Origin of the sequence: Pseudomonas sp. MF4836, from assembly GCF_002018875.1 — a bacterium.
GTDB lineage: Bacteria > Pseudomonadota > Gammaproteobacteria > Pseudomonadales > Pseudomonadaceae > Aquipseudomonas.
Genome location: NZ_MVOL01000004.1, coordinates 507,999 through 522,340, shown reverse-complemented (window position 1 = coordinate 522,340; position 14,342 = coordinate 507,999). Strand labels below are relative to the sequence as shown.

14 protein-coding genes and 2 pseudogenes are annotated in these 14,342 nt (G+C 54.0%); 4 read left to right on the top strand and 12 right to left on the bottom strand.

Annotation, left to right across the window (positions count from 1 at the left end; genetic code table 11):
- A pseudogene (locus tag MF4836_RS34720) lies at positions 1-127 on the top strand (IS5/IS1182 family transposase); the annotation flags it as partial.
- A gap of 567 nt (positions 128-694) precedes the next feature.
- Here the strand turns inward: MF4836_RS34720 and MF4836_RS36130 are convergent.
- The 5 genes from MF4836_RS36130 to MF4836_RS12605 all read right to left on the bottom strand — a co-directional run bounded on the left by MF4836_RS36130 (position 695) and on the right by MF4836_RS12605 (position 3,531).
- Complete coding sequence (locus tag MF4836_RS36130; protein WP_076964232.1) at positions 695-961, bottom strand: antitoxin Xre/MbcA/ParS toxin-binding domain-containing protein; 267 nt, start codon at positions 959-961, stop codon at positions 695-697.
- Between the two features lie 134 nt (positions 962-1,095).
- Positions 1,096-1,725, bottom strand: a complete 630-nt coding sequence (locus MF4836_RS12620) for an HAD family hydrolase (RefSeq protein WP_033901918.1) — start codon at positions 1,723-1,725, stop codon at positions 1,096-1,098.
- 81 nt (positions 1,726-1,806) lie between these two features.
- A complete protein-coding gene (locus tag MF4836_RS12615) occupies positions 1,807-2,304 on the bottom strand; it encodes a hypothetical protein (RefSeq protein ID WP_033901917.1) in 498 nt (165 codons plus the stop codon).
- Between the two features lie 98 nt (positions 2,305-2,402).
- A complete protein-coding gene (locus tag MF4836_RS12610; protein WP_033901845.1) occupies positions 2,403-2,720 on the bottom strand; it encodes a hypothetical protein in 318 nt (105 codons plus the stop codon).
- A gap of 76 nt (positions 2,721-2,796) precedes the next feature.
- Positions 2,797-3,531 carry a metallophosphoesterase gene (locus MF4836_RS12605; RefSeq protein ID WP_060548093.1) on the bottom strand — a complete coding sequence of 245 codons (735 nt, stop codon included), beginning with the start codon at positions 3,529-3,531 and terminating at the stop codon, positions 2,797-2,799.
- Between the two features lie 176 nt (positions 3,532-3,707).
- Between MF4836_RS12605 and MF4836_RS12600 the strand changes: the two genes are divergently transcribed.
- The gene (locus MF4836_RS12600) at positions 3,708-4,184 is read left to right on the top strand and encodes a helix-turn-helix domain-containing protein (RefSeq protein WP_033901843.1); all 477 of its coding nucleotides are present in this window, start codon (positions 3,708-3,710) and stop codon (positions 4,182-4,184) included.
- Positions 4,185-4,236: 52 nt separating this feature from the next.
- On the opposite strand, the gene MF4836_RS35800 is transcribed toward MF4836_RS12600, so the two are convergent.
- Complete coding sequence (locus MF4836_RS35800; protein WP_228386024.1) at positions 4,237-5,433, bottom strand: hypothetical protein; 1,197 nt, start codon at positions 5,431-5,433, stop codon at positions 4,237-4,239.
- A gap of 124 nt (positions 5,434-5,557) precedes the next feature.
- Between MF4836_RS35800 and MF4836_RS12590 the strand changes: the two are divergent.
- Positions 5,558-5,650, top strand: a pseudogene (locus MF4836_RS12590) (transposase domain-containing protein); the annotation flags it as partial.
- Positions 5,651-5,687: 37 nt separating this feature from the next.
- On the opposite strand, the gene MF4836_RS12585 reads toward MF4836_RS12590, so the two are convergent.
- Positions 5,688-6,650, bottom strand: a complete 963-nt coding sequence (locus MF4836_RS12585; protein WP_033901842.1) for an arsenic resistance protein — start codon at positions 6,648-6,650, stop codon at positions 5,688-5,690.
- Between the two features lie 93 nt (positions 6,651-6,743).
- Here MF4836_RS12585 and MF4836_RS35960 point away from each other — a divergent pair, with 93 nt between their 5' ends.
- Positions 6,744-7,178 carry a MerR family transcriptional regulator gene (locus MF4836_RS35960; RefSeq protein ID WP_078470575.1) on the top strand — a complete coding sequence of 145 codons (435 nt, stop codon included), beginning with the start codon at positions 6,744-6,746 and terminating at the stop codon, positions 7,176-7,178.
- 223 nt (positions 7,179-7,401) lie between these two features.
- Here MF4836_RS35960 and MF4836_RS12575 read toward each other — a convergent pair whose 3' ends face one another.
- The 5 genes from MF4836_RS12575 to MF4836_RS12555 are packed head-to-tail and all read right to left on the bottom strand — an operon-like array spanning position 7,402 to position 14,252.
- The gene (locus tag MF4836_RS12575; protein ID WP_033897590.1) at positions 7,402-8,235 is read right to left on the bottom strand and encodes a thymidylate synthase; all 834 of its coding nucleotides are present in this window, start codon (positions 8,233-8,235) and stop codon (positions 7,402-7,404) included.
- Positions 8,232-8,738: a hypothetical protein gene (locus tag MF4836_RS12570; protein ID WP_078470574.1), complete on the bottom strand. Its 507-nt coding sequence runs from the start codon at positions 8,736-8,738 to the stop codon at positions 8,232-8,234. Before MF4836_RS12570 ends, MF4836_RS12575 begins: the two co-directional genes overlap by 4 nt.
- The gene (locus tag MF4836_RS12565) at positions 8,735-10,804 is read right to left on the bottom strand and encodes a tyrosine-type recombinase/integrase (RefSeq protein WP_078470573.1); all 2,070 of its coding nucleotides are present in this window, start codon (positions 10,802-10,804) and stop codon (positions 8,735-8,737) included. Before MF4836_RS12565 ends, MF4836_RS12570 begins: the two co-directional genes overlap by 4 nt.
- Positions 10,801-13,149 carry a site-specific integrase gene (locus MF4836_RS12560; RefSeq protein ID WP_033897587.1) on the bottom strand — a complete coding sequence of 783 codons (2,349 nt, stop codon included), beginning with the start codon at positions 13,147-13,149 and terminating at the stop codon, positions 10,801-10,803. Before MF4836_RS12560 ends, MF4836_RS12565 begins: the two co-directional genes overlap by 4 nt.
- The gene (locus tag MF4836_RS12555; RefSeq protein ID WP_178102935.1) at positions 13,146-14,252 is read right to left on the bottom strand and encodes a tyrosine-type recombinase/integrase; all 1,107 of its coding nucleotides are present in this window, start codon (positions 14,250-14,252) and stop codon (positions 13,146-13,148) included. Before MF4836_RS12555 ends, MF4836_RS12560 begins: the two co-directional genes overlap by 4 nt.
- Between the last annotated feature and the right edge of the window lie 90 nt (positions 14,253-14,342).

Sequence of the window (14,342 nt, the reverse complement as noted above, 5' to 3'; positions counted from 1 at the left end):
TGGCTGGCTGAAAGAAAATCGCAGGATCGGCACTCGCTATGACAAGCTGGCCAAGAGCTTTGCAGCCATGGTCACCTTGGCCTGCAGCCTACGTTGCATGCGGCAATACTTTTCGTACAAAGCCTAGTTCCAGCAAACTAACCAATCGCATATTCATCCTGCTGGCAGCGCTGCTGACATTCCAGTCGCTGGTTATTTCTTCCGTCTCAGTCCACCTACTTGATGTGCTAAAACTGCTTGGCATCGCAACTTCAACAGCACTGGCCATAGGAATGATGATTGGGCCATCTCAAGTCATGGCACGCCTTGCAGAGTTTTCGATTGGGCGAAACCTACACCCTACCTGGTCGGCTCGTATCGCCATCCTGCTATGCGGGGTGGGTATTGCGCTGCTGTTACCGGCCATCCCGTGGCTGGCCTTCGTAGCCTTGGCGCTTTACGGAGCAGGTAATGGAATTCTAACCATTGCTCGCGGAACATTACCCTTGGCTCTATTCGGCGCGGATGGCTACGGAGCACGTATGGGGCTGCTGGCTCGCCCGATGCTGATTGCCCAGGCTGTAGGCCCCATAGCAGCAGCACTTGCTCTAGAAAGATTTGGATCAATTCCGCTGTTAGTTGGAATGTGCATTCTAGTAGCAATAAGCTTTATTACGAGCCTTGCTCTCCCTGCCAAATGACTGGCTAAATGGGATTAGGCACGTATGCCGTGATCAAGCCGCATAATCTCGTCATGGATAATTGTGAATCCCATAGGTGTGCACAGCACCCTGCAGGGTGTCTGACGGCCTACACCTGCTACAGATCTTACAAGCCATCGCTGCGCCTTCTTTCGGCTTCCAAACACTTCAAGTGCGATTGAGAAGACTTGCTCGTAACGCGTCTGAAAACAGCGATGCCTAGCACTCCAGCAGCCAATCGGGGAGCGAACACATCGCCCGACAATCCTAAGCTCATTCATGCTTCACCCTCTGGTGATACTGGTCTGGTCGCCCCTCGTACTCTGTGCAGGGGGCATCCCGGCAGGGCCACCTCGTGGCGCGGCCCTTTAGCTCAGACGCAACGCTTACCATCGAATTGAAGATCTGCTCGCAGCTACCTATCACTCAGCACTGATCGTGCAAAGTGGGAAAGATTGGAAGCCCCGTCTCCATTCCTGCGCAACAGGTAACCCTTGATACCAACCTGGCCAGGCCCATCCCGATCACACCTTTCTGAGTCGCCAATCATGACGATCCGCCTCTGACCACTGAGCTCATTTTCTGGCCGGACATTAAGCAGATCGCAGGTGTGCTGATAGATGCCGGCTTGCGGTTTCATAACACCAATGCGATAGCTGAAACCATAGGCCCCAAGGTGCGGGAAAATCCTTTCCACTACGGGGCCGTAGGCCATTGCCAGGTTTGAACATACGGCCAGTCTCACCCCTGCAGCTTGCAGTAGCCCAACGGCCTCAACCGCGTCTGGATAAGGCTGAATGCTTGCCAGCTCTTCCTCCAAGCATTGATCAAGAAATGCGAGTTGGGAGGGCGAGATCTTGATACCAAAGGCCAGCGCAGCCTCGCTTAGAGAAAGGCAATGGGTCATGATCGTTCGGATGTCATCAGCGCGAGGCAAGCGGCCTTGGCGTCGCCCCTCTCGAAGCAACTGTCGAAACGGATGTGTCGGCTGCTGTATCTCTACCAGCGTTCCGAAGGCGTCAAAGATTACGGCACTGGTCTTCATCTGAGTTTCCTTCGCTGGTCACCGCCCGCAAGACAGCCAGCCACTCTAACGAGAATCAAGCTCAACAACCAAATAACCAATCTACCGAAGAGTAACGCCAAATTTTGAAAAATCATCCACCAGCGTTTTTCGACCCAGCATTTTCGGAAGCTTGAAGACGTTCCTGTACCCATACCACAAAAACATAGGAATAATGACAAGCCCAACTCCAAAGGTGGCCGTTGCAGCAATAATCCCAGCTGGAACCGCTGCTAGCGAAATAACCACACCCTTTACCAAAGTCGACCTTGCAATAATTCGCAGATCATCCAAGTCGCACTCAACTTTCCCACCAGCCTTCTCAAAAGCGACAACAATTATCGATTTCTTTGAGGCATGTTTATAGTACCAAGTTCGCGGAACATCAGTCGCCAAAGCACCATGCTTCGCAAGATACTTCAGCATCACAACCTCCTTGAAATAGAGCGTAGCGCCGTGTTCATCTTCATATCTAACACGTCGATAGAGAGCGTCTAGATCACCGCTCGCTTGAGCATCATAGTTCTTAACAGTCAATGTCAATTTCTTTAACTCGGACATGCTTCTTCCCTTAAACACACATTAACTATTAATGGATTAGATGACGGTGGGGCCTACTGAAGCAGGCTGAGACAGCGGCCTCGACGACGCGGGGGCACTCAAGCGGCGGCAGGCAATCGGCTGACCATGACGTAATGATCGTTGCCTGACACTGTCCGCAATAACGCCATGCCTTCGACCTCCGCTATCACCTCACTAGGGGGTGTGACAATTGTCATCCCATCAACCAGTTGCCCTGAAAGATCGCCATACACATACGCAACGAAACGATCGCCAACTTCAGCTGCATCTACCAGATACGCGTCCACTAGTGCACCCCAATCATGGGCCTGCGCAATCGCCAACTTAGCTGACACCAGACTGGGCAGTCGTATTCCGCCCTCAGCCGTCCAGTCCTGGGAATTCAGACAACTCATGGATTCTCCATCACGTTCGAATTTGAAACCTACTCACTTACTGAAAAAAGCTAAACGCCGGCAGCCCTGTCAGGCTTCATACACTGACAACTAGGTCTGGCCGAAAGCCAGTTTCTTCGGTGGGATAACCACGAGGATTACTCACAAACCGGACGCCATTAACAACCTCATCCACAGCTTCGTGGGTATGGCCAAAGATCCATAGATCGATCTTGAAATCCATCAGGCCATCCCAATTGTTTCCATAGGCTGCTCGCAAGTGAGGATCGGCTCCTTGGTCACTCACGAACTTCATAAGAGGCGGATGGTGAGTCACAACTACACGTTTACCGTTGAATGGCAGAGACAGCTGAGCCTCTAACCACTCCTTCGTCTCTCGATTTCTCGCGATCAGGTCGTCAGGGCGCAAACGCCGATACTGTTCACCGACACGGATAGCGCGAAAGTCATTCAGTGAGTCACGAGCACACCAAGAAGCAGCTACTGGGTCTCCGGTCGCGGCCAGGCTTGTCCAAGCCGTAGCACAGAGAAACTGCACATCACCGTACTCTAAAACCTGATTTTCCAAGACGTGGACGTGCGCCTCAGCAGCGTCAAGCAGCTTGCTGTGAGTTCGATCTATATTCCCGCTGTAGTGCTCATGATTGCCCATGGCGTAGACGACAGGCGTGCTGAAGGCCAGGCTGGCCCATCTGGCCCCCCTGGACTTCACGTGGATGTCGCCGGCTAATACGACCACGTCACAGTCCACCACAGGGGGGACGAAATCGGCGAACTCACAATGTAAATCAGACAGTATGTGAAGCTTCATCCCTAGCCTGCTGACGTCGACTTTCTAATAAATTGATCACTCCCTGGCCGGTCGCCCGGACGCGGCGAGGCTGTCATCTGTAGGCCCACGATAAACGATGGGCGCCATTATTGCCAGCTTTCGATATTTATCGACGCATGACGCTGTGGCCCTATTCTTCGTTTTGAGCGCTCAGCATGCAGAACGAGATAGCAGCAATAGTCCGAGCTCTGCGCGACCTTAGAGGATCGGCCCAGGAGGAGCTCGCCGAGATCAGTTCCCAAGCCAATCTGTCGCGATTGGAGCAAGGGAAAACGCAGGTCTCTTTGGTCAAGCTGAGCAAGATCGCGCGCACCCTAGATTTCGACCTCGTGGCTCTCGTCGCGCTATGCCAGGCTCTCCAGAATGGGTCATCACCTATCGATGTCATGGCGAAGGCTTCGCAGGATTTGGAGGGCTTCATAGCCCTGGGAGGCTTGCAGGGCCTGAAGAAGCACTGGGACGCAGGTGAAGGGCTGGTAAAGCGCACGCGAGGCAAACCCAGCAGCCCAGATCGAATCCGAGCTGTGCTAGAGCTCAAGGCCAGTGGCATGTCGAAGGCGGAGGTGAGTCGAGCGCTGGGTTTGCCTGAAGCGACTGTCAGGCGTTACTGGCTCAAAGAACTGCCTGGTTAGAAAGGGAGTCGTGGGGCACGAGCAAAGAAGCTCTCCACTTGTCCGATTCGATTTAGCGCGGCGGCAGATCCTTGAAGCGCAGCCTGGGATAGATCCGCCTTTCCTCAGCGCATTTGGAAATCTGGAAGAACGCTGACAGCAGTGCATCTTCCGAAGGGCAGTGGCGGGTCATCACCTCGAACTCGTTGTAATCGAAGGCTAGGACGCGGACACCAACCTCATCCATGAACTTCAAAATCATGGTGCTGTATTCATCGTAGTTGTCGATAAAAAACTCTCTGACCACGACAACTCCCACCAGGGGTCGTGCAGCAAGATCAATGTCCAAGGGCGTGCCGCCCACAAGCGCCAAGGCTGGATTGCCTTCTCGCTTGATCGTTGAAATAGCGCCACGTAGTTGCTGAAGACCGTTCTTCAACTGACTTGTAGCCTTCTTTCGCTTTCTCTCAAGCGTTGTGTTCAACGTCGCTGGGGTATTGGGACTGTCCTTCGCCTGCAGCAGTAAAGTCACTTCATCGCCCATTACCACTACGTCAGCCAGCTCCTCGCCATCGGAGACCTTCAAGGGGCCATGGATGATCCGCTCGGAGGTATATGCCCGCTGGAGCAGATAGATGATATCCAGTTCCTGAAACGTACCCGGCTCAGTGCGCTCCAACTGTGTATTGGAAAAGCCTTTGGAGCCTCGAAAGTCCTGGCGGGTCAGGTCGGTGATCAAATAGTCCGAGGGGAACAAATCCTCCCCTAGTAACACCGTTGCGGCACGAGCGTCGTCCTCATAGGTCGTGAGGCTGAACCACCTGTCCGCCTGCTCATACATCTTGGGCCAGTGATCTGCTCCAATTGGGCTGAGTGTACCGAGCTCCTTGCGGAGCTGACCAAGCTTCGCCTGGGCCTTACAACTGAACAGCTCACGGTTGTGCTCGTCGAAAAAGCACACACTGAACTCGTCAGGGAAGCTCTGCAGTGCCTCGGTGAGAGGGTCACCTGGGATGAGTGGGGTTTTGATCAATAGCGGGCTTTGTGGGTCATCAAAGCAGGCAGTGAGAAGCGTAAATCCCGTCGTTTCGTCTACCTTGTATGGCGCCAGGTAAAGCTTCAATTCGCGCCTTTGCTGAGCGGCCAGGATCAGCTCTTTCCCTGCCTTGATTACCAGCACGGAGCCCTCAGGGCCTTCAACGATCCATAATCCACGGGCTAATACAGCGATTTGCTGAAGCGATTGTGGCTTCATGATCGTGAGGTACATGTGAACTCCTTGGTGCCTGATTGCGTCCTGCATAACCTGAAGCCTACGCTGGAGGTCGCCCGAGAGATAGCCGCTCACTGGTATATCAAGATCGAAGTATTCACCTGGAGCAGGCCTGCCCGGCTATGCCTACCTGAAGGATGTGTTGACGCGCCTGCCTACGCAGCGAGCTAGTGAGATTGCCGAGCTGTTACCACACAGGTGGGTGACCGTTTAATCACGCAGGGTGTCTTGGACTTGTGCTTACCAAGCTTCTACATTTTGCGCCAGACCAAAGCAGGAATTGCTCGGATGTAAATTAGCTCGCTGACCAACTCAATCAGCGTTTGAGTGATAACTGCTGCCGCAGCGAGCCCTCTGATTTCTTCGGGCAAAGCCAGTGCCAGGGGCAGAACCACCAATGAATTTCGTGTCGAGCTACTGAACGCCACTGATCTTGCAGTGATGGCCGGCAATTTAAATGCCCGCGCAACCAGCGCACCGACCAGTGGTGCCAAGAGCATGAAACCGAGGTAGACGGGAATAACGGGCAGTAGCTTGTCCATGTCCCTGACCACTGCTGAGATCTGAGAGCCGACCACTACGACCAACACAGCCGCCATAGCTGGCACAGGCATCCAAGCCCATGCATTGTTCCAGCCCTCAACGACGCGTGACCTCTTTGCCCCGGCAGCTGTTGCTACTGCCAAGACCAAGGGTAAAGCGATCAGCACTACGAAGGCCTCAACAAATGGGCCGACCGATATAACCACCGCCGAGTCATTACCCACCATGAAGGCTAGATAGAGGGGCAGTAGCACAAGCTGAAGCAAGAGTAGTAATGGCGTTGCCGCCAGAGTCAGTTTGGAGTCGCCCTTACCGATATGGGTAAACACCACCACATAATCGATACAAGGCGTCAGCAAGACCAATAGTGCGCCCACCAAAATCGCCGGGTGGTCGGCTAGGCCCATCGTCAACGCCCAAACCAACAGGGGGATGGCGACGAAATTGGCGGTCAGCAGCGCGGTCATGAAACGCTTGTTTGCAAGCCCTTCGCGGAGATCCAGGAATGGGATCTGTAGAAACATGGCGTACATCAGCACAGCGATAGCTGGTGTCACCAACGCACCTAACGCTTGAGAGGCATCAGGTGCGAGCAGGCCTCCGATAGCCGCGACAATGACCGCGACGAAGTAAACGGGAATCTGGTTCTTCTCTAGCTGTTCTCTGTCCACGGAATGCCCTTAAAACGCGTGAAATCATTTTTCGATTGAGCAGGTTAATATCTGTAGCTACTACAGGTTCAAGAAAATGCTTGGGGAGTTTGGATGTCAGGAATCGGAGCGCTGTCGAAATCAACGGGTTGCCACATTGAAACGATTCGCTACTACGAGAAAATAGGCCTTCTCCCTCCGGCCCTACGGTCGACAGGGGGGCATCGAATCTATACCGAAAAGCATCGGTCACGACTCATCTTCATCCGGCAGAATCGTGAACTGGGCTTTCCACTCGACGATATCCGCGAACTCATTGCGCTCGCGGCAGATGCTGATCGTCCGTGTGCTGATGCGTTGTCGGTGGTCAAGAAGCACTTGGCAGAAGTGGAATCTAAGGTAGCTAAGCTCCAGCAGATCCGGATAGAGCTGCTCTCAATGGCAGGCACGTGTGAGTCAACATGCCTAGGCTCGAACACTCCAGACTGTACGATTGTTGAGTCACTGTTCGAACCCGCTGCTGGGGCTCGCTCTGGTTGCTGCTCCTAGACGAGTCAAGAGCATAGGGGGAGCAAGCTGCCATCGAAACCGAATAGCGCGATAGTCTCGACAGGGTGTTTCGAGCGTCCGTCTACACCAAGCGGGCTGGTGCAAGATGTGTTGGGCAGACGCTTGCAGGAGAGACGTCTAAAACGATGAGGCTAGGCCTAGACTTGCCATTCGACACCCGCATCCTGGCCAACCAAGATTGGCTAGCCAGGCATCGACTCAGTTAGATCGATACAGGAGCGGGGATATGAGGATGTGGGTCATAGCCCACAACCTCAAAGTCTTCAAATTTGTAGTCGTAGATGCTCTCTGGCTTACGCTTGAACACCAATTTTGGAAGAGGGCGCGGATCACGAGTCAGTTGCAGCTTAACTTGCTCAATATGGTTCAAGTAAATATGCGCATCACCCATGGTAACTACAACTTCGCCAACTCCCAAATCGCACTGCTGTGCGAGCATATGAGTTAGAAAACTAACTCCAGCCAAATTGTAGGGATTGCCAAGCAATAGGTCACTAGACCGAATATATAAGTGCGCGGACAACTTATTATTTGCCACATAGAATTGATAGAGCAAATGGCATGGTGGCAGTGCCATTTTCCCGTTCCGCGCATTCTCTTGTGGGCTTACCGACTCATCCGGAAGGTACTCAACATTCCACCCGTGGAAGAGAATGCGACGACTATTTGGGTTCGTTTTGAGCGTGTTGATGACATAGTCAATCTGATTGATGGTCTTGCCGTCCTGGGTAGGCCAGGCCGTCCACTGCTTGCCGTAGATCGGGCCCAGGTCACCGTCTTCAGTCGCCCACTCATCCCAGATGCTGACACCGTGCTCTTTGAGCCATTTGGTGTTGGTGTCACCGTTCAGGAACCAAATCATCTCGTTGATGATGCTCTTGAAATGCAGCTTCTTGGTGGTGAGCAGCGGGAAGCCATCTTCCAGGTTGTGGCGGAATTGGCGACCAAAGACACTCAGCGTGCCTGTGCCGGTGCGATCGCCTTTCTCGACGCCATTCTCTAGCACGTCGGCCAGCAAATCGTGGTACATCTTCATTTCGGTTCCTCAAGGTTCGCGCTGACCAAATCCAGCGCGTCACGCAATTTCAAAATTTCAGTCTCTTGCTCTTTGATCTTCTGACGCAGCTCATCTGCGACCTGGACGAAGTAGTCCCTAGACTCGCGGACAGTATCCAATCTCTTATCGAGCGTTGCACAAGAGTTCTCAGAGTCCTGATATCTATTGAACCAATAAAGCACTTCCACTCGACTCTTTTCAAGGCGTTGCATCAGAATCGTCTTGGGATCCTGCTTTTTCTCAGCCTTGACCCTCTGAGCAAGCACTGCAATGCGACGGTTGTCCTTGATCGCCTCAAGCCGCTGCGCCGGGAAGTCACGTTGCCGGATAGTGTTGCGATGAATGCCTGTGATGCGGCTCAGCTCCGCCATCGTCGGCTTCAGTTTCGGATCAGAGGCAATCTGCATAAGCCCCTGAGCCAGCAGCTCAGTGTTCCGGTCGTAGTCGAGCTTATTCTTGGCATCAAAGGCCTGGACTGTCATACCTCAACCTCCTCACCCAGATGTTCCAACACACCCTTGGCTTCCTCCATCGCCGCTCGCAATTCCTCCTCCGCGCCTGCTGAGTTCGGAGAGCTCAAGGCCAAGCTGTTCTGCACATAGATCTCCCGCCATTTAGGGGCATGAGCCTTTGTGACAACGGCGTTTTTGCACCGATTCGGATTGCAACGCAGCGATCCGATGCAGGGAAGAGACTCGTCAAATAGCTCGCGCTGACCGCCATAGCAGAAGCCTTGTCCCACATTGATGATCGCCATGCGCTTCTTGGCCATCTGGGCGATGATTTGCTCTTTGGTGTAGCCAGCCGCCATGTACCCGCTGAACACCTTCTTCATCCGCGCCTTGTGGCTCTCTGCATTGGGGCCGGCGTAGTTACCGTCAGGATCGCAGTAGCTCAGGATGTACTCCTCCTCCGCCATTTGTGTCGGCGCCTTACTAGAAGAACGCCCACCCTTGGACAAGATCTCAGCGATTGCTCCGTACCCAAGCGTCACCGCACTGAACGCCTTGTTCTGGCCAGCACTACCGATGAGGTCACCGAAATGCTTCAGCTGGTGAGAGATAAACGGAAGACCAAGCTCTGCCCTGGCCATCTGATAGGCCAGGGTGTGCCGCAACGTGTAAGGTGAGAACTCCAGGCTCTCGAACTCCTCGTCCGTCAGAATCTCCTCAAAAAACGTGCTGAACTGGCGAGTGATGCCGACGGAGGACATCGAGTTCGGTTCAGCCTCCTGATCGACGGTGTCCACACTGGAGAACAGGTAAGGGTTTTGCTTCACCTTAGCGATGAAGCAAGCAGCACGAATCGCGTCACGCACGATCGGAATCGCGATCCATTTGTCGTCGAACAGCTTGGCCAAGCCTTGGCGATGTTTGATCACGTTGCTGATCAGCAACCAGTAATCGCTCTCCTGCTCCATGCACGACTCAACCAGGATCTCTGAAAGCTCTGAAGGCCGCATGCCGGTGTACTGCGCCACAAGATAGCAGGCACTGTACGAGACGAAATTGATGTACCGACGAAACTCATCGTCCAATCTCGCACTGGTGAGCTTGACCAGGGTTTCAGGTGCCTTGAAATCATGCTGACCGATTTGCGACAGGTACTCAGGTCGAACCTCATCCAATGCTTCAGCCATCGCGTCGGACTCGTAGCCTTTCCTGCGGAGCCGCAGAGCCACGTAGAGATCGAAGTTATACCGCGACAGCTCCTGGGCCCTTGCCAACGAATAGCCACTGGCATTTTGGCGGGTCAGGGCAACCAGATCATCTACAGGCTCCCCTAGAGTGCTTAGGAAATCGACGACTGCGAACGACGCCTCGCGGGAAGCCTTCTCGAACACATCGTTCGGCAGAATACGGTATGTGCGCTCGGAATCAGGGACGTGCTTGAGTACCTTGGCCCAGGCCAGCGACTCCAGCTGAACGTACGGCAGTGGCTCTTCGAAAATCTGCTCCTCGAAAAATGGCGACCTGACCAAGGTAAAGAACTTCTTGAGATCAGGGCCAAAGGCGTAGGAGTGAATGGGCGCTGCCTCCCGGTACATACCCGCGTCGAAGTACGTAAGGCCATGGTGCCCAACCTCGAAGAACTCATCCGTCATCAGCTGGCGCGCCTGCCCTGACATCGTATCCAGGAAGCTCAGTCCAGCCTTCATGCATGAAATGGCGGTGTTGGCCTTGATGTTCCTTGGCGAGGCAAACGAGCGCGTTGCCGCCGGCATCTTCAGCCAGCAATACAGGGCCACCTTGACCTCCAAGACCGCCGACTGATTGAGCAATGGGTAGGATTCAAAATTAAGCCGTAGCTTGGCTCCTTGGACGTTCCTGGCGGCGTTCGGATGATCATCGTTGAAGTCCCAGACAGCGTCGCCCAAGACGGATGTCTTACTGACAGGCAACGCCATCAGCGCCTGGTACCAAGAGAGTGCTTCCAGCGACACAGGAGTCGGATCGGCGATGTTCTTGCGCAACTCAAGCAGCAGGGTGTGAGCAGCTGTACGCCACTGTTTGTACGCCGCGAGTTCAGGGATCAGAGCATGGTTCACAGCGTTACCCCCTCGGTCAAAATACTGACCTGCAGGTTTTCAGAGAGGCGCTCAGCCTTCGTCAACTCTTCTACGGAAAAGTCCGATGTCTCAGGATCTAGAAGGTTGTTCAGCACATCAAGGTTGTCCAGGATGACGGCTCCGTAAGGCGTATCGAGCACCCGGTTGACCTCAATCATTCTTTGGTAGTCGCGCCGCATGGCGAAGAGCTCCGGCAGGTGCGATACCGTGATGATGCTGTTGCTGCATGAAAGGCACTTGTTAAACAGCGTGCAGGGCTTGCTGGGGTCGTAGCTTGCCAAAGCCTTGATGAATGCTGGTGGATCAAAGACGTTCATGCAGGTCGCCAGGCCAGAACGCAGCGGCATAGCTTCAGGCGCGGACTCGATAGTCGTGGTCGGGATGAGCTTCGGGGCCTCCTCCAGCGTGTCTTGCTGCATTTCATGGAGAACCTTGTTCAGCATCCGGCGCGCCATGGGGTTGAAGTCCATCTGATCCAGATAGGCCATGGTGGTGCTGAGGCTCTTATGTCCCAGGAGCACCTGAATCTCACGCGGAGAGACGCCGCGCTCGATCAGCTCGCTCACGAAACTTGGTCGGAAACGTGACGGTGATAGTTTGAGAGGATTGCCATCTTCGTCAAGCAGCCCGTGATCCTGAGAGAACTTATCCAGGGTCTTATTGAGCTGGTTGCCACCAGAGTTCTCAAAGGAATCTACAACACCGTATTTCCTGGGAGAGCTTGAACGGTAGATGAAGAGCTTGTTCTGAGCCTCGACAGGCGCATTCAAGCGGATCTCACGGGTCAGATGCTTCACATCGTCAAAGATTTTCTTGACCACACGGCCTTGAGACGTCGTCAGCCAAGAAATTTCCGCATGGAAAATATCGAGATGAAGCATCTTCGCGCCTTCAGAACGCTCTTTCCAATACAGCAAGCAAGGCCGATCGGTTAAGTCATGGCGTTCAATGAAATCATCCAGCTCCAGTCCAAGCAAAGAGTCAGCGTTCATGCCGGTGACCTGGGCAAGCCGAGCGATGTATGGCGCAATGACTCGACCATCGATCTGATACTGCACGCCCCAGCTTTTATAAACCTCGAAGATCGAAATTGACGAAGTCGAAATAATCGACATAAACGCCCGTTGATAGGGGTCGTTTTTATCTACGGATTCGAAGCTCAGGGGCTTGCAGTCGAGTTTGTTCTCAAAAATCCACCGCGCATTATCGAGAGTGTTAAAGCCTCGGCGTACTTTTCCGTCAGGGTTCAGCGGATTTTCCCCTACCTGGCTTGGAACGTAAGGCTGGGCCAAGCGATTGGTTTCCTCAATCTCTTGCTCAATGACTTTCGAGATTCGGTTTCGCACAGCCTGGGGATAAGGCTTGTACTGGTCAGTCTCACGTTCAGTATCAAACCCTGCAGCACCGACGAAACTGGTCAGCCCCAGGCCCTCAATCTGGATAGCGCGTGCCATCATTTTCCGAGCAGAGCTCATAAGGGTACTGCTGTGGCTGGTCGACAGTGAACGCTCAAGGATCTTGTCCTGGAGATATCCCCTGAGCTTAGGAAGGGAGTACGGCGTTACCAGCTCCCGGATATCCTCCTGGCCTGTGTAGTTGGCCTCCATGAGATAGGCTCGGAAGTATTTAAAAGCCTCGATGAAGTTGTTTTGACCAGACGTACTACTGCTCTTCATTGATGAAGCGCTGAATAGGTGCAGCAAGTGCTGGAAGGGATGCTCCGCTTCCGGGCTTGCGAGGTCAGACAGGCGATGGATGTGGACTGAGCGCAAAGCGCTGAAGACGTCTCGCAAAGATTTAGTGGGTTTGCTCTCTGTTTTCGAGGCAACCCGTTGCTCAACAGTTTGGTAGCTGGAATCAAGTACGCCGAGCTTTCGGAGGTCATCGACGATCTCCTCGAATGTCATCCTCACGAGTTCATATCTCGTCCTCGCGCCATTGAAGCCTGATAACTCAGGAATCTCGCTCAAGAAGCCTCGATCCTTGATGCTATTGCCAAACACCGGGATGGCCAACTTCTCCTCCATAGGCATGCCTTCATACCAAGCAAGCAACCTACGGCGCCAATCGCAAGCGTTCGACGAGTGACCTGGGACAATGATGCCTTCGGAGCGCATCGCATCGAAGATCGGCTCAAAGTATGAAGTGCGCTTAGAGATCGCCATTGGGCTGAGGTTGGTCTGTTCAATGACGTAGTTAGGGGCTACGGCCAAGTCCTCCCCCCTACTGAGGCATACCCTAAGCAACGATTCACGATCATCAGTGACGCGGGCCACAAACGATTCAATGACAGCATCTACCTGAGCGCTAGTCAGCCGACTCATTTCATATCTCCCGCATCAATTTTCAGGCGCGTCTGTTGGGAAAGCTCGGCCATCTCGCCTGCTTTCGTCTTGGTTTCAGTTCCGGGGCGTACGAGCTTCTGGTAGAGGTCGTAGGGGATCTGGGTATAGGTTTCCGACGTGCTGAGGCGCGAGTGACCCAGCGTCTTTTGCACGGTCACTAGCCGGTCAAGGTAATCACTACCAATGTCTGGCGTCCTCAACAGGGCATAGGCGTTCCCGTGCCTCAATTTGTGGGGGGAGATCATCCTGTCGATTTTCAGCAGATTCAGCGCTCGCTCGGATGTGCGCTCCAAGAGCTTGGAGATCGAGCGAGGGGTGTACTCACCCCCCTCCGCATTCAGGAAAGCAGGGGTGTTCTCAGCCCCCTTAAATTGACGCTTAGTCATTTTGTACAGCGGCGAAGCATGGTACTTCTTGATGCGCAGCAGCGTGGCGCGGCTGACCAACGTCTGGCGGGGCTTGAAGGAGTCCGCAGGGCCTTTGCTTCCATCAATATGCAGCGGGCAGTAGTCCGCGTTCACCGGTTCTGAGACACCAGGCGAGATGAACAACGTGTCCTGAAATTGAAGGGCATCATCGATGGCCTTGAGGGTCACTCGCGGGACTTCTGAGCGGCGCACGCCTGCGTCGTACATGAACTGGAGCAAGCAACGCTCACGCTCACTCTGCGTGGCCAGGATGAGCTCTCTGAGATTATTCAGGGAACAGGCCACCACCAGGCCCTTGTTAGGACGGGGAGATAGGTACCCGGCAGTGTAAGGGTTAGGCGCGGTACGAGGCGCGGGTACGTCGTCCACTCCCCGGCATAGAGAATCGTTGAAAAACGCCATCAAAGACGAATCCCGGTTGCGCACCGTCTTCTTGGAAAGGCCTTCTGCCTCGCGCAGGTGAGCGAAGTACTCCTCGATCACGTGGGTGCGGATTTCCAAGAACGCTGAGTCACGCTCGCAATCACGGAACTCACGGCGGTTCATCAGGTACTCGCAGGTGTACCCGAGGTTGCGACCATAGGTGATGGCCGTCTGCTGGGATATATCGGCTTCCCGGAGCGCGTAGGATAGGTAACCCGATATCAAGGGCATCAGGCGCTCATCGTCATCAAAGACGGCTGTCCCTGTGACGTTTACGGCTTCCTGAATTGGGGATTCTTCGGATGGGTCGTCCCGCCTGGT

Coding starts and splice junctions, on each gene's coding strand:
- MF4836_RS36130 (WP_076964232.1), bottom strand. CDS start 961: ATGAATGAGCTTAGGATTGTCGGGCGATGTGTTCGCTCCCCGATTGGC.
- MF4836_RS12620 (WP_033901918.1), bottom strand. CDS start 1,725: ATGAAGACCAGTGCCGTAATCTTTGACGCCTTCGGAACGCTGGTAGAG.
- MF4836_RS12615 (WP_033901917.1), bottom strand. CDS start 2,304: ATGTCCGAGTTAAAGAAATTGACATTGACTGTTAAGAACTATGATGCT.
- MF4836_RS12610 (WP_033901845.1), bottom strand. CDS start 2,720: ATGAGTTGTCTGAATTCCCAGGACTGGACGGCTGAGGGCGGAATACGA.
- MF4836_RS12605 (WP_060548093.1), bottom strand. CDS start 3,531: ATGAAGCTTCACATACTGTCTGATTTACATTGTGAGTTCGCCGATTTC.
- MF4836_RS12600 (WP_033901843.1), top strand. CDS start 3,708: ATGCAGAACGAGATAGCAGCAATAGTCCGAGCTCTGCGCGACCTTAGA.
- MF4836_RS35800 (WP_228386024.1), bottom strand. CDS start 5,433: ATGTACCTCACGATCATGAAGCCACAATCGCTTCAGCAAATCGCTGTA.
- MF4836_RS35960 (WP_078470575.1), top strand. CDS start 6,744: ATGTCAGGAATCGGAGCGCTGTCGAAATCAACGGGTTGCCACATTGAA.
- MF4836_RS12575 (WP_033897590.1), bottom strand. CDS start 8,235: ATGAAGATGTACCACGATTTGCTGGCCGACGTGCTAGAGAATGGCGTC.
- MF4836_RS12570 (WP_078470574.1), bottom strand. CDS start 8,738: ATGACAGTCCAGGCCTTTGATGCCAAGAATAAGCTCGACTACGACCGG.
- MF4836_RS12560 (WP_033897587.1), bottom strand. CDS start 13,149: ATGAGTCGGCTGACTAGCGCTCAGGTAGATGCTGTCATTGAATCGTTT.
- MF4836_RS12555 (WP_178102935.1), bottom strand. CDS start 14,252: ATGCCCTTGATATCGGGTTACCTATCCTACGCGCTCCGGGAAGCCGAT.